Raw genomic sequence first — 13,842 nt, forward strand, 5'->3', positions numbered from 1 at the left:
GCCACGAAATTGCACACGAGATCACGCCAGCAGTAACATGCTTTTTTAACACTCTTTGGCGTGATGTAGATCGCAATAATAAGCGGTAAAAAAACGTCTGATACAGGATATCCCCTATTGTTTTCAGACAGGATCGCAACGATGCACACTGACACTCAACCTACCATTTTACTTATCGCGCCGGTGATGGATGCTTTACAGGCCGCGTTGGACGCCAGTTACCGGGTATTCCGTCTCTATGAACAATCAGATATTCCAGCCTTCCTGGCTCGCCATGGCGCAGACGTTCAGGCGGTGGTCACCCGTGGCGACGTGGGGGTAACCCGGGAGACGCTGGAGCAGCTGCCGCAGGCGGGCATGATTGCTGTTTTTGGCGTGGGAACCGACGCTATCGACCTCAACTACACCCGGGAACGCCATATCAGCGTCGGGATCACCGCCGGCGTGCTGACCGATGATGTGGCCGATCTGGCGATGGGGCTCTTGCTGTCCGCCAGCCGCCGCCTCTGCCAAGGAGACCGTTTTGTACGCGAAGGCCGCTGGGAAACGACGCCGCCACCGCTGGCGACCAAAGTGAGCGGTAAGCGCATCGGTATTTTTGGCATGGGGAATATTGGCCAAGCCATCGCCCGCCGGGCGAAAGGCTTCGATATGACCATCCTGTATACTGACCGCCGGCGCAAAGACGACCTGGATTACCAGTGGTGCGCCGATCTGCACACGCTCGCAGCGCAGAGTGATTTCCTGGTGATCGCGGCATCTGGCAGTGCGGAAAACCGCGGGATTATTGATGCCAGCGTATTTAACGCCATGCCCGATCGTGCCTGGCTTATCAATATCGCCCGCGGCAGCCTGGTCGATGAGGCGGCGCTGATAAAGGCGTTACAAAATCATGTTATCGCCGGGGCCGCTCTGGATGTGTTTGAAAACGAGCCCCATGTCCCGACAGCGTTTTTTGCGCTCGAGAATGTTTTGCTTCAGCCCCACGTGGCCAGCGCTACCGTAGAAACCCGCCAGGGAATGAGCCAATCCGTTTTGGATAATCTCGCAGGTTATTTTTCCCATCAGGATATTCCTGGCTTAATTCAATAAAAATGATCGCCTGAATGGCGCACCATCATTTTTATTCAGCCTAACAAAATATCCGCTTATCGTGGCGGATATCATCGAGGCATTACTATGACCGATAAAATACCAGGAACTCGCTGGCTGCGGGTTATCGCGCCGATCCTTGTCACCTGCATTATTTCATTTATGGATCGCGTTAATATCAGCTTTGCTCTGCCGGGCGGCATGGAACAGGATTTAGGTATTACCAGCCAAATGGCTGGCGTGGCCAGTGGGATATTTTTTATTGGTTATTTATTTCTGCAAATCCCTGGCGGACGACTTGCGGTTTACGGTAGCGGGAAACGTTTTATCGCCTGGTCGCTCGTGGCCTGGGCGATTGTCTCTATCGCCACCGGCTTTGTCACCCATCAGTATCAGCTGCTCATGCTGCGTTTTATTCTCGGGATCTCCGAAGGAGGAATGTTGCCCGTCGTGCTGACCATGGTCAGCAATTGGTTCCCGGAAAAAGAACTGGGCCGGGCCAATGCCTTTGTCATGATGTTTGCCCCACTAGGGGGGATGCTGACCGCCCCAGTTTCCGGCGCGATTATTGCCACTCTCGACTGGCGCTGGCTGTTCATTATCGAAGGCTTGTTGTCGGTCGTGGTGCTGGCCATTTGGTGGCTGGTGATCAGTGACCGCCCGGAAGAGGCGCGTTGGCTGCCGGCGAAGGAACGCGACTATTTATTAACCGAGCTGGCCCGGGAGCGCAAAGCGCGAGAAGGGATGGTGCCGGCGGCAAAAGCACCGTTAAAAGCGGTGTTTCGCAACAAAGGATTGATGCGCCTGGTCGTGCTGAATTTCTTTTACCAGACCGGAGACTATGGATATACGTTGTGGCTGCCCACCATCTTGAAAAATCTGACCGGTGGCAGCATGGCCAATGTTGGGATATTGGCGATCCTGCCGTTTGTTGCCACTCTGGCGGGGATTTATGTGATTTCGATGTTCAGCGATCGCAGCGGTAACCGCCGTTTGTGGGTCAGGATCTCCCTGTACTGTTTTGCAGCGGCGCTGATAGCCTCGGTGATCCTGCATGAGCACGTGGTGGCCGCCTATATCGCGTTGGTGGTGTGCGGCTTCTTCCTTAAAGCGGCGACCAGCCCCTTCTGGTCTATTCCCGGTCGCATTGCGACGGCAGAAGTGGCGGGCAGCGCACGCGGGGTGATCAACGGGCTGGGCAACCTCGGTGGGTTCTGCGGCCCCTATCTGGTAGGCGTCATGATTTATGTGTACGGACAGAACGTCGCGGTTTGCGCGCTGGCGGCATCGCTGCTGCTGGCGGGAAGTATCACCTTCCTGCTGCCGAAAGAATGCGATCGCGCCTGCGAAGAAACGGATAACCGCCTGCCCTCCGGGGCTAAACAGAAGTGGAGTTAAGCGGCAATGGCGCGGTGTGGGCAGCAACGGTGGCTCACACCCGCATCAGGACTGGATGGCGCGTTGTGTTATCGCGGTAAGATGCCAGGCCAGCGGCTTGATCGTCTCACACGTCAACCCACACCAAACGGTGATGCAATCGTTGAGAATCAGCTTTTCTGAAAACGGTTATAGCTCAATGGGGTGATGTTTACGGAGGTTTTGGAGCGGGTGAAGGGAATCGAACCCTCGTATGCAGCTTGGGAAGCTGCCGTTACTCCATCTCTACATTGTACTTTTCTTGTAACTGATCCTGTGAGAATACAGGAACAGAATCATGGCGATCAAGGGTAATCAGTACCTATACCAAAACAGGGACGGCATTTGGATCTTTCAGGTGTTTGTCCCAAAGTACATGCGGGCCATCTGCGATGGGAAACGCGCCTTCAGGAAAAGCACTGGAACACGGGATTTGGTGCAAGCGCGTAATTTTCGTGACCACATGATCATTGAGTTCAACAAGATCAAAAATCAGCTTAAACCTGATACTCCTGAAATCCGTGTTCAACGAGGTATTGCCGCCATTCATTCTTTGACCGGAACACAGCCAAAAAGAACGGCGGTTATTCCACCCACAACGACAAATAAGCCACAACTTGAGCAGGCTCCTCTTGCCTTAGCTACGGTTAGGGACGAGTACCTAGCGGAATATCAGGACAAGCGTCAGCTTGCCACACTGTCTAAAACACTACTCAGCGTTAACCTATTTCTTGAAGCTATTGGCGAGCCAAATATCGCACTGAAGGAAATACGAAGAACACAGGTTTCTGGCTTCATCAAGGAACAGAAGCGGCAGAAATCCTCACAGACCGTCCAAAACTACCTATCGAGCCTCTCGGCGGTTTATGAGTACGCCCGGCGCTGTTATGACGATCTCCCTGCTGATTGCCCTTTCAAAGGCCATGCGTTGGAGGCTAAGTCCACTGTCGAAAGCTACGAACCCTTTACTATTGAAGACACAACAAAACTGCTAAACGCGGCAGACGATGAACTGAGGGATGTGATCTTAATCGGACTGTATCAGGGGATGAGGTTAGATGAGATCTGTAGCATCAGGTGCGTCGATGTGATCAGCGATGGCGGCGGACTATCGCTCCACATTAACAAGAGCAAGACAAAAGCGGGCATTCGCACAATTCCGGTGCATTCGCTCATTGTTGGAGTAATAGAGAAGTACCTGAGCAGGGGTAATGAATATCTATTGCCTAGCGCAAACAACGTTACTCGAAGCGATGGGAAGAAAGCGCCGTATTTTAGTCAGAAGTTTACCCGGTTGAGGAATCGTGTCTTGCCTGCTGCAAGTGATAGGCAGTGTTTCCATAGCTTGAGGGGAATGTTCATCACTTGTTTGGACAGGCAGAACATAGACGACAGCAGGATAGCCGCGCTTGTGGGCCACACACAGAAAACCATAGCAAAACAGGTCTACAGCCGAGGGGCCGGGCTGGATGATTTAAGAAAGATCATAGAGTTGGTGGATTATGATGGGGTGCCCCACCAAAACGAATAAACTTTTTCAGAAATGGAGCGCCCAAGGGGCGCTCCATTGAGTATAAATGTAACTATGGTTTTTTCTTTTGAGGCTTCGGATAGTTGATAGTATCCGTAACCGTAGTTTTAGGGTTTTTCTTAACTTCTTTCTCAGTCACAAATTGACCAGTAATCGCACTACGACCAACTTTGCGTTTTGACATCGATACAACCTCACTCAGATGTTTGGTGAGAGGGCGGAATAATCCACCCTCATTGTTTAGTCTCTTTTAACCAGCCTTCGAAGGCTTATCGTAAGACGCCATCATGCCGTCGTTATAACCTTTGGCATACGCTGCCTTAGGGCTTTTATGACGAACGGTCCCCGCTTGGCTTTCAGGTAGAGAATCTAGGTCAACCCAAGCTTGCGAACTGCGTTTAAAGCCTTGTTGCAAGCCTTGTTCATAAGCGCAACCGCAGCACTTATGACGACCTTCACCCCCCTGATCGTCAGGAAGTGATGTAAACAACTGTGAGTACCGATGACGGTTATAGCAAATTGCCATGTTGTAGAACCTTAGCCCTTTGGGCACAAAATGGTTTTACAAGGCCCGGCTAGACTGTCTACAATCCAACTTACCACAGTAAGAAAGTAGCTAGCTGACGGTTAACTAAGAGTCGCCAAACTCTTAGAGGCCTTGCTTCTAGGAAAGCCGAGTTCACAATGTGGATTCGGCTTTTTTATTGCCAAGGAGTTTCAAAACACTATATGTAGTGCCAATTCATTCCTTGGGTAACAAGATAGTGAGAAAAAACGGCGTTTGCAAGTGAACAAAACCGACCTAATTTGTGGATAAGTTGGGAGTGGAATGCAACTTGCAGCACCTAACCGCGCGCCGCAACTGGTTAATCCAGCTTGTCAATATTTAAGATAGAATTTTACTAACTTACTGAAAAAACCGATCGTTTGGCGATTTATTAAGCTCCATGAATCAAATTGCATAAATACAGTTAAATGCCATTTAATAGCCGACTAATAGTAACCAAAAAAGATAAAGGCAAGATTGGATGTATAAAAAACAACCTGAAATGTACCGTGGTCCTTCTGCATCCTCTTCAGGTATGCCCAAAAAGAGAGATTGATTTATCCAGTAAAAACAGTGCATTGACGTTTTTGTTATGCGTTCTGACGCTTTTTATGTGGGGGTGTGTTGCTAGGCCGATTTCATTGCCCCCATCTCGCTACGCTCGATAATTTTATTTTCGCCCAAAAGGGAGGCCTGAAGAGGCCCACCAGTCGGCCCCTCCGGGCCTCCTGTTGTCTGCCGCACAGCGGCAAGGTAATCTTGCCCAAAGAGGCGCAGCCGCGCCCAAAAGGCATTTATGGGCCTAAACATCCATTTCGGCCGGATGTTGGGTGAAGTGTCCAAAAGGTAGAATATCGGTATTTGTTAATGGACTTACCCACAGCCTGATAGAGTTATCCACACTCACAATCTTCTCTGTGAAATCTGGCGTGTTCTGCCCTTCGTTGTTGTCTCAGAATTGGCGTAGCGTTACCAAATGGATTGAGATAGAGGAAAGGGAACTAGTCGGAGTGGTTACAGTGGTGCGGATAACGGTCATTATGTTAAATAGCCCTGCCCAAACGCCCTTTGGGCCAATTCAAAACCCAGTGTTTACGCGGTCTGCACGGATTGGGGCCTGAAGAGGCGGACCGATTCATGTACCAATTACGCACCGGGTAACCAGTCAGCCAAACAGGCCCGTCAGAAAGCTCTGTATCGACTTCTGAGAGGCTTTAAATTTAAGGTAAATCTTTGTATTCAGATTCAAAATAGAATCAATCTGGTGGCGTACAGGAGACCTGGGGCTATCCAGTGGCATCGGAGAGGCCTATGATATTTCCAGAAGATGATTGGCAGGTGGTCAGACCAGAAGAGACCAGTCAAGCACCACTATCCGGGCACCGGGATATTTCTCCCACACACCAGCGTAAACAGGCACCCCTGATTTATCCGGGTATACCCAAAGAAAAAGGGCCGCCCTTTCGGGTAGCCCTTGTGTAGTTCTTTCATTGGTGGCTCTATCGGTGGTTATTTACTCACCACCTCCGGCCAACAGGTTGAACGTCATAGCCTGCTGATCCTGAATGGATGCCTCGATCAAGTCTGTGATCTTCCCATCGTTCACATTGAGATCAACCTTAACGTCTACCTCTTTAGGCTGCTCAAGTTTGACATTGACAGTCGGAGACTTGAATGTGTCCATTGTTGGGGATGCCGTCTGCTTCATGTAGTCGATGTGTCCAGTGTAAGGCACGTTAGGCTTGAGGTCATTCACCAGTGCCGGAGATGGGTACATTGATTCAGACAGCTGCCACATGCCGGCCTTTTGGGCCGCCTTATCGATGAAGCTCATAGGGCGCTTGCCTTCCTCACGGGCGGCGTTAATGTTCTCTGTCTGGTCACCAAACTGGGACTTGCCTACCTCGTAGGCCGTCAGAAGCTCACCAACTGGACCCAAGAACTTCATGAGTTTGGAAGCGCCACCAGTCGCGGCAGTCTGCCCACCTGCTACAACGCCTGCGCCCTTCACTGCCTTGGAGACTACACCACCGGTAGAGGTTGGAGCACCCTTAGCAGCTGCACCCGCTGTTCCTGCTGCTGCGGCTACCGCCTCAGAGGCCAGACCGGCTCCCGCCATAGCCTTGCCCAGTGCTTTAATGCCCGGCACCAGTCTGATCAGGTTCTTCAGGAGGTTGGTGATACGCAACAGACCCGAACCAAACAGCAGCGCCCCCGCCGTCCAGCCCACGAAGTTGAAAGCCTTGGAAATCTGATCTGCATCTAGACCCCATTTGGTGAGGTAATGCTCAATGACTCGATCAGCCAATACAAAGCCGTCGTGCACATAGGTAGCCATATCAACGAAGCCGTCAATCAATCCCCCCAACACGTCACCCAGTCGCCCGCCTGCAATGTCTGAGAGGTTCTCAAGTGCTGCGGATGCCTTATCGAATGAGTTAGTTAGTGCATCCCCAAACTTGGATTCAAAGATCTTATTCTTGAACAAGTTCCATTGGTTGATCATCCGGTTGTAAGAGGCGTTGATACCTTTGACGGCAAAGCTCAGCGCATCGCCCTTGCGGGCCATGTCACCAAAGGCCTTGCCCAGATGGGGAGCAATCTTCTCCATTGTGATCAGACCGTTCTCCATGTCTTTATCAAACATGCCTTGGGTCAGGTTTACATTGCCGGTAGCGTCCTGCCAAGCCTTCAAGAATGCCTGTTTGGCCCCAGGCATGGATTCCGCCAGCTGCTGATTGAGTTCAGAACTCATGACCTTGTTCTTTCCGAACATTTGTTGGATTGCAAAGTTAGCTAGGCTCATGCGGTTTTTATCAAGGTGGAGGGCCGTGCCGTATTCCTGAATGCCTGTTACAGCGTCCTGTACGGTCTGCTTGCTAAGTTTGCCTCTTGATAGGTTCATCTTGGCATACTGATCGGCAAGGTCCACCATGTCCACACCCAGACGGGAAGAGAGGCCCATTAGGTATTCCATCGACTGGGCTGCGCCGTCTGCGTCGTCTTCGGTCATCTTGAGGATCGAATGGATGCCTTGGAAGTCAACGCCCGTTTTCATGAGAGACTTACCGGCACCCAGAACACCATATGCACCCAGACCGGCACCGATAGCACCGGCTACAGGACTCAGACCGCCGCCCACAGTTGGAGGGGCCAGAGGCTGGCGAGCCTGTTTGGCTGTTGCTCTCATTTGTTTCTGAAGCTCGCCAAGTTTGGCCGTGTACGTCTGAGCACCGATAGCGCCTTTAGCGTACTCTTGGTTAATCTTGGCAAAGTCAGCCCGTAATTGAGCGCGTTGGGTGTAGTTCATCGCGCCTTTAGTGTTGTTGTACACCGGAGCAAAGCGGGCTTGGCGTGCGTTCATCTTGTCGATCACACGTTGCTGTTTAGCCAGCTCTCTGTTCTGTTGGCGCTGGGCCAGTGCTTCAGCCTTGGCGGCTGCTGCCTTCTCTTTAGCTGCCGCCGCTGCCTCTTTTCGCTCTTTGGCGGCTTTGGCCTTGGCTGCCGCGTCGAAGCGCTCACCACCTTTTGGGCGTGCCGCTCGCTCACGTGTAGAACGTGGGGCTGAGGTGGTTTTCTCCCATTCGCTTTTCAGCGAGTTAATCTTCTTCTTGGCATCGTTGAATGATTTCTGATCGACACTGAAGACCACTTCGTTTTTTGTCTGCGTAACTACTACATTACCGGCCATTATTCGATCTCCTCTTTGAGAATGCTAATCGCCATACCCACAGAGGCGGCAATCAGGCGGTTAATCTTGGTGTGGGTTCGGTTGTGGGTCAGGTCATGCCGGATCAACTCCAACCGCTTCAGGGTGGTTTTTTGGTTGTAGACTGCATCCACAATCTGATTAGGCGTCTTGCCCGCCACCAGAGGCAACCACGCATCAACACGCGGATCCGGTTGGGTCAGTTCGAACAGTTGGACAGGACAGGCGCTAGACTGCACTTTGGTGCTGATCGTATCTCGGATAGTGTTAATCTCTCGGGTGTTGATCTCTCGGATGCTCATCTATTACGCCTCGCCTTCGATAGTCAGCACCATGCCCACGCGTTCCATGTAATCAATCGTCGCCTGTGCAAGACGGTAGCCGTTGGGAGCCACGATAGAGCCATTTGCTTTGCGGATCAGAGTGACTTTCATCCCTTCAGGGTCGGCGGCTTTGTTGATCCACACACGGCGGCGACCGTTGGCACCCTTGGCTGATTTGGTCAGCAGACTGACCGGGCGATTGTTGGCGCTGTAGCCCTGGGCAGCTGCACACAGTGCGATCCCACGTGATTTAATGGTGCGGTCAGTTCGGTCAGTGCGATCAGTACGGTCAGCCTTACCGGCGGCCTGCGTGGTGTTCTGCGTGGTGTTCTCTGCGGCGCGTTTTGCGATCAGCTCTTCCAACACTTCCCCGGCGGCCTTGGCCTTCTCAATCTTGGTAGCGGCTGCTTTCTCTTTGGACTTTTCAACCTGTTCATTCAGGCTGTTCTTCATCTGGGCTTTCAGAATATCGAGGGTGCTGCTTTTCATTACTGGCTTGGTGCTCATTATTGAATCCTTTTATTTGGCTAGGTAATTGTGTTTATCTGTTGGCTTAACTGTGTGCGGTGTAAGCTCTGAATATTTCGTATGCTAAAATGTAGAGGGGCCATAGCTTAACTTTGGTGACCACATTCAGCACAATATCGAAAAGACGCCTAAAGATAAGGCTGGGATTAAGCACCTTTGATATTGAACTTCCACATTTGGAAATGAGTTGGCGAACCGTATAAGGCCCGTATGGGCCTATCGTCACCACAAGGGATCGGGACTTCATGGGAATTGCATTCGTTATTGTTGTTTGCTTGATTGTTGACTTAATTAATTCCCGTGTATGGAAATTCTTTCCAGTGCCTAGGCATTCCTTTACGTGGTGCAAGAGGAATATCAATTGTTCTTTCGTTCCAGATGAATCTAAATCCCTTGATTGTTAGATCGAGGAACTGGGCGATCTGCTCTTCTGTGTAACCTTCTTTGATCATCTGGTCAGCGTAATAGAGTTTATCGTATTTCTTTAGGTGGCGAGTTTTACGCAACTTGGGATTGTATTTCTTCTGAAGAGTCATAATAACTCGGGTGGGGACGCCGTATTTCTCCTTGATCTCTTCCATTGGCATGGAGATGATCAGCGCTGCTTTGACTTGATCCAACACACTGGGGAGGTACATAGACAATTGAGTCTTACGGGCCTTTCGTTCTTTTAGTTTTTCTTCCAACTCAAGGAGGGCGAATTCTTCATTGTCAGTCAGGCGGGCGGGTGTGTATTTTCCAGCTGTAACCAATTTCCGTTTAGCCAATATCTGATTCTCCTTATTAAAATGCTTCCCCGGCGTCATATTCAGCCGTTGAGTAACTCGGGGTGTGATGTGCATTGCTCGGGATGCTGTGGGATTCGCCGCAGGTGTTCCTGTGCGCCTCGTAGGCGGCTTTAAGTTCTACGGTGGCGTTGTGGGTTGTCACCCATCCAGAGAGAGCCACAGGGGCCGCCATAGCGGCGTATGAGTTGAAGTCTGGCTCTTCCTCTTCTTCCTCTGCTGACTGTTCCTCAACGATTACAGGAGGAAGCTGTGAAGGCTGTGCAGGTTGTTCAGGCTCGGCGCTGTGACTATCGTCAATCCCAACAGGGCGAGCGTCGTGTGTATTCTCAGGCGTGCTCTCTGTTGGGCTATTTGGATGCTTAACGCTTTGTGCTTTATTTCCAACAGTAGGACCTGATTCATTTTTTACTTCCCCCGAGTTGCCGATAATTTCCATTGCTTCCTGAAGACTCACCACTGTATATAGATTAACTTGCTGCGTTGCAGTGACCTTTTTACCAATGGTAATGAATCCGTGTTTCTTGAGGAATGCCACAGCCTCCGCAACCACTGTGCGGGAGTGTCCAACCATTTCCGCAATTCTCGGGAGGCTCGGAAACACTTCCTCTGTTTTCCAGCTCATGAGATAGAGCAATGTGTCACGCGCGGCAACTGGGAATTTAACCGCGCCTTTCGGGGTTTGGATATTCAATGCTCCCTTGATGCCGTAATAAGACATGAAGAAAGTTTCAGTGTTTGGGGTGGTGTTATTTACTGCTGTGATCATTGTTTGTTTCTCCAGAAACTAAGTAGGAGGCAAGCGCCTCGCGGATGATTGATTGGGTAGATCGGCCTTCTTTCTCTGATTTTTCCAACAGGAGGGCCTTTAACTCTTTATTGAGAGTAATTTCGAAATGCTGGCGTTTATCTTTCATTCTGTTCTCCTGTTAAGAAAAGACCGGGTACATAGTCAGCCTGACTATGCCCAACTCTTCAATCTCGGCGTTGTGCTTCTTAATCTTCTCCACAATTCGATGAGTCTTAATTGCTGCCTCAATATTGGAAGATTTTCCGTTTCTGTGTTGCCAGTTGATAAGACCGTTAACGGTAATATTTCCGATTCCCAACAGCGAGATAATTTCTTTTGTTGGGACTGCTGCCCAATCTTTAGGGGCGAACCGGTTTTCTTTATTTGGGTTTGGATTGCTCATTATTTCGTTGTCTCCTCGTTAATGGGCCTTGCGGCCCGTCATTCTGTCTGTGCTGCCTTAAACGCTGGCTGCTTGCTGGCTCTGCGCCATGTGGAAGACGGCAAGGCTAATTGCCTGTTGCATCGTCATATCCACGCCATACGCGATTGACGCAAAAGTGATCTGGTTGTGCAGCTCATCTAACACGTAATCCGACAAGTCGTTAGGATCGCCCGGGTGAATGGTTGCCAGTACCGCAGCCAGATCGTTGTTTTGGGCTTCGCGTGCTTTCTTCAGTTGGCGGGCCAAACGGTTTGCAGCTTTCAGCGCTCGGCCAGTTACTTCAATGCGATCCTGTGTTGCCTCATCGCAACGGAACCGGTAGACGCGATCCTTATTGATCTCGCCAGACACCAACGCATCAATGATTTCGTCTTCAGTGCCGAAACGCAGCAAGTCGAGGCCTGAAGAGTAGTAGGCGGCGGCGGTGCTGCTGTTGTAGTTGGTGGTGCAGTTTGTTTCGTGATTCATGGCTTGACTTCCTCTCGTTGATTGTGTATTATCATCATTCAAATCCCACCGGGGTTATTACATATTTTGTAATCACCTTCCGGGAATTCTCTACGCATTTAACATGGCATGTATATATTTTACCACGACCTACAGAAAAGTACAAGCTTTTCCTCAATCTTTTTGTTGACGGGTGTTTTGTAGTGTGCTAGCCACCGATTGACTGACTGCCCACAAGTTGAAGGGCCAACAGGTAAGCTACTCCACAGGTAGGCCAGTTTTGAATTGTTGGAGAGTTGCCACAGGTGAGGCGGGCCAGTGTGACCCTTGCAGTAGAGTGCACCCCCTATCTTCTGGGATACCCCTCCCCTACAGGGGAGGCTCTATCTGACCCCGGACGGGGGGTAGTACGGAATCCGGACGGGGGGTAGTACGGAATCCGGACGGGGGGTAGTACGGAATCCGGACGCTACTATATCAATCCACTACATCAAACACTAAATCACCCTACTCGCTTCGCTCGTAGGGTCGCCTGCGGCTCCCGGCGCTCCGCTAACCTGCTTCGCGTTTGGCGTGCTCCTCTGGAGGAGCGCGAGTATTAACTATAGATTACTTGCTCACCCTGTTCGCATAAGATCTTATTCATTTCATTCATAAGATCTTTAAAACACTGTCTTTATGTTTTTATCGCGTCCGCTCTCCTCGCTCCCCGCTCGGAGAGCGTCCTCATAAAAACATGGCGACGGCGTCGCATTCCACAGGGGTAAACCATTCCACAGGTAAGGGATTGATCGGAGATTGATCGGAGTTAAATTGAGTAAGTAAGTGGTGATCAGCGTTAGCTGTGGAGTTGGTTGTGTGTTCTCTGGTTTCGTAGACAGGCTAGCCAGCCTGTTTACACAGTGTGGGATCTGGAGCTGTGCTCCATGTACGTTAACAGGCACGTCAACAGACGCCCTATTTTGGCAGCGCTCAACGAACAGTTGAGCAAGACATTTTGGATATTGTCACGAGGCCGACAGCCGAGAGTCTAGGGGGGCAGCCCCAGAATTGAATACAGATAACAACCCCACCCAGACCCCCGCTAGAATCGCCTGTACGCCTCCCTGTGACGTTTTCTCGGGTCAACCCACCCAACCATAGCCACAAGGCCATAGAACCGCTTAGAATCGATTACAGAGCGCTTTACGGAATGGTATAATTCCCTCTCGCCAAAATTTACCACACACCAATCACAACGCATACCCCACCTAGGCAACTTTTCAGAGAAAAACTGAAACTTTTTATTGATAATGATTCTCATTCGTGTTAAAATATATCTTGTAGTGAAGCGTTAAGGGGTTTACTCGCATTTACCCTTCGATAGCAACTACACAAGCCCGGGCCTCCTGTCCCGGCAGTCGATAGCCATTTCGACAAAAAGACCGGACTTATCACCCGGCACCAAGCGCACCCCGCCGCGATGTTTCTCACAGGTTTCAGACCGGCGGGCGCTTCAATCTCTTTTCAGAACATTTAGCTGAACAATCTAGCTGATCAAGTGTATCTCCCGTGAGTCTCCTCTCACACACAGCGCGTCACAGTTATCCTGTTGACGTGCGGGAATAAAGCGGACCGGCCTCCGCTGCATTCCTCATGCTCTTTGTCCGGTTGCCCGTAATGATTTCGCCCCGTGAGTCATTATCTGTTTCCGGTACTCAACAGAGAGCATGAGGAATGTGATTGCGTTACCTGCTCATATTCCTTCTCACTCGTTGACAAGGTCCCCGGCCCTTCATCTGGCCGGGCCTTTCTCGAATCTCATTTTGTTTGATGGGGTTGGAGAAAGGCTCTTACCCGATTAACGAATCGATGAGCCGCCCTCACCAATGGTTGGATCTATTGGTAAACGGAGAGCATGTTGGTGCGTGTGAGTTTGGACCCCGCAGGCAAGTTTATGGACCTAAGCCCTTCATTCCTGCCTGTGGGTCTCCATTCTTTTCCATATCCCCACCTCGTAACCTGACTAACAGACCACCTGACCAACCAACTGATCAACAAACAGATCAACCCCCAATTGAACACGTGTTTCTACGGCCTCCCCGGCCCGTGGTGACGCGCTGCTGTGCAGCCTGAGCAATCAGGTTAGCCGAGTCTAGCCACTATCAGAGAGCCTCTCAGGCGTTCCTGTGGCTTGCCTCAAACACACCCCAGAGGTGCAACGCCGCACCCCTCCCAAAAATCCAACCA

The 13,842-nt window shown here is 50.8% G+C and carries 12 protein-coding genes; 3 read left to right on the forward strand and 9 right to left on the reverse strand.

The annotated features are described in order from the left end of the window. The first annotated feature begins 141 nt into the window (after positions 1-141). The 3 genes from ACJ8J5_RS20560 (at position 142) to ACJ8J5_RS20570 (ending at position 4,039) form a co-directional block, all read left to right on the forward strand. Complete coding sequence (locus ACJ8J5_RS20560) at positions 142-1,092, forward strand: 2-hydroxyacid dehydrogenase (RefSeq protein ID WP_089196229.1); 951 nt, start codon at positions 142-144, stop codon at positions 1,090-1,092. Between the two features lie 87 nt (positions 1,093-1,179). After that, a complete protein-coding gene (locus ACJ8J5_RS20565) occupies positions 1,180-2,490 on the forward strand; it encodes an MFS transporter (protein ID WP_414104937.1) in 1,311 nt (436 codons plus the stop codon). 316 nt (positions 2,491-2,806) lie between these two features. After that, the gene (locus ACJ8J5_RS20570; protein ID WP_442520489.1) at positions 2,807-4,039 is read left to right on the forward strand and encodes a tyrosine-type recombinase/integrase; all 1,233 of its coding nucleotides are present in this window, start codon (positions 2,807-2,809) and stop codon (positions 4,037-4,039) included. 52 nt (positions 4,040-4,091) lie between these two features. Here the strand turns inward: ACJ8J5_RS20570 and ACJ8J5_RS20575 are convergent, their stop codons facing one another. The 9 genes from ACJ8J5_RS20575 to ACJ8J5_RS20615 all read right to left on the reverse strand — a co-directional run bounded on the left by ACJ8J5_RS20575 (position 4,092) and on the right by ACJ8J5_RS20615 (position 11,634). Continuing rightward, positions 4,092-4,223, reverse strand: coding sequence for a hypothetical protein (locus ACJ8J5_RS20575; RefSeq protein ID WP_254901115.1), 132 nt, complete (start codon positions 4,221-4,223; stop codon positions 4,092-4,094). 1,876 nt (positions 4,224-6,099) lie between these two features. After that, a complete protein-coding gene (locus ACJ8J5_RS20580) occupies positions 6,100-8,277 on the reverse strand; it encodes a tape measure protein (protein WP_442520490.1) in 2,178 nt (725 codons plus the stop codon). Continuing rightward, on the reverse strand, positions 8,277-8,597 hold the full coding sequence (locus ACJ8J5_RS20585) for a hypothetical protein (RefSeq protein ID WP_442520491.1): 321 nt from the start codon (positions 8,595-8,597) through the stop codon (positions 8,277-8,279). The genes ACJ8J5_RS20580 and ACJ8J5_RS20585 overlap by 1 nt, the downstream gene beginning before the upstream one ends. A 3-nt stretch (positions 8,598-8,600) precedes the next feature. Next, positions 8,601-9,125 (reverse strand): hypothetical protein, encoded by a 525-nt coding sequence (locus ACJ8J5_RS20590; RefSeq protein ID WP_442520492.1) that lies wholly within the window; start codon positions 9,123-9,125, stop codon positions 8,601-8,603. Positions 9,126-9,433: 308 nt separating this feature from the next. After that, complete coding sequence (locus ACJ8J5_RS20595; RefSeq protein ID WP_442520493.1) at positions 9,434-9,913, reverse strand: hypothetical protein; 480 nt, start codon at positions 9,911-9,913, stop codon at positions 9,434-9,436. Between the two features lie 16 nt (positions 9,914-9,929). Continuing rightward, positions 9,930-10,700, reverse strand: coding sequence for a hypothetical protein (locus ACJ8J5_RS20600; protein ID WP_442520494.1), 771 nt, complete (start codon positions 10,698-10,700; stop codon positions 9,930-9,932). Next, positions 10,681-10,848, reverse strand: coding sequence for a CopG family transcriptional regulator (locus ACJ8J5_RS20605; RefSeq protein WP_174158127.1), 168 nt, complete (start codon positions 10,846-10,848; stop codon positions 10,681-10,683). The genes ACJ8J5_RS20600 and ACJ8J5_RS20605 overlap by 20 nt, the downstream gene beginning before the upstream one ends. A gap of 12 nt (positions 10,849-10,860) precedes the next feature. Further along, positions 10,861-11,124, reverse strand: coding sequence for a hypothetical protein (locus ACJ8J5_RS20610; protein ID WP_442520495.1), 264 nt, complete (start codon positions 11,122-11,124; stop codon positions 10,861-10,863). 57 nt (positions 11,125-11,181) lie between these two features. Beyond that, positions 11,182-11,634, reverse strand: a complete 453-nt coding sequence (locus tag ACJ8J5_RS20615) for a hypothetical protein (protein ID WP_442520496.1) — start codon at positions 11,632-11,634, stop codon at positions 11,182-11,184. Between the last annotated feature and the right edge of the window lie 2,208 nt (positions 11,635-13,842).

Source organism: Serratia sp. CY43202 (assembly GCF_052168755.1).
GTDB lineage: Bacteria > Pseudomonadota > Gammaproteobacteria > Enterobacterales > Enterobacteriaceae > Serratia > Serratia bockelmannii.

Coding starts and splice junctions, on each gene's coding strand:
- ACJ8J5_RS20585 (WP_442520491.1), bottom strand. CDS start 8,597: ATGAGCATCCGAGAGATCAACACCCGAGAGATTAACACTATCCGAGAT.
- ACJ8J5_RS20580 (WP_442520490.1), bottom strand. CDS start 8,277: ATGGCCGGTAATGTAGTAGTTACGCAGACAAAAAACGAAGTGGTCTTC.
- ACJ8J5_RS20600 (WP_442520494.1), bottom strand. CDS start 10,700: ATGATCACAGCAGTAAATAACACCACCCCAAACACTGAAACTTTCTTC.
- ACJ8J5_RS20610 (WP_442520495.1), bottom strand. CDS start 11,124: ATGAGCAATCCAAACCCAAATAAAGAAAACCGGTTCGCCCCTAAAGAT.
- ACJ8J5_RS20605 (WP_174158127.1), bottom strand. CDS start 10,848: ATGAAAGATAAACGCCAGCATTTCGAAATTACTCTCAATAAAGAGTTA.
- ACJ8J5_RS20590 (WP_442520492.1), bottom strand. CDS start 9,125: ATGAGCACCAAGCCAGTAATGAAAAGCAGCACCCTCGATATTCTGAAA.
- ACJ8J5_RS20615 (WP_442520496.1), bottom strand. CDS start 11,634: ATGAATCACGAAACAAACTGCACCACCAACTACAACAGCAGCACCGCC.
- ACJ8J5_RS20575 (WP_254901115.1), bottom strand. CDS start 4,223: ATGTCAAAACGCAAAGTTGGTCGTAGTGCGATTACTGGTCAATTTGTG.
- ACJ8J5_RS20560 (WP_089196229.1), top strand. CDS start 142: ATGCACACTGACACTCAACCTACCATTTTACTTATCGCGCCGGTGATG.
- ACJ8J5_RS20565 (WP_414104937.1), top strand. CDS start 1,180: ATGACCGATAAAATACCAGGAACTCGCTGGCTGCGGGTTATCGCGCCG.
- ACJ8J5_RS20570 (WP_442520489.1), top strand. CDS start 2,807: ATGGCGATCAAGGGTAATCAGTACCTATACCAAAACAGGGACGGCATT.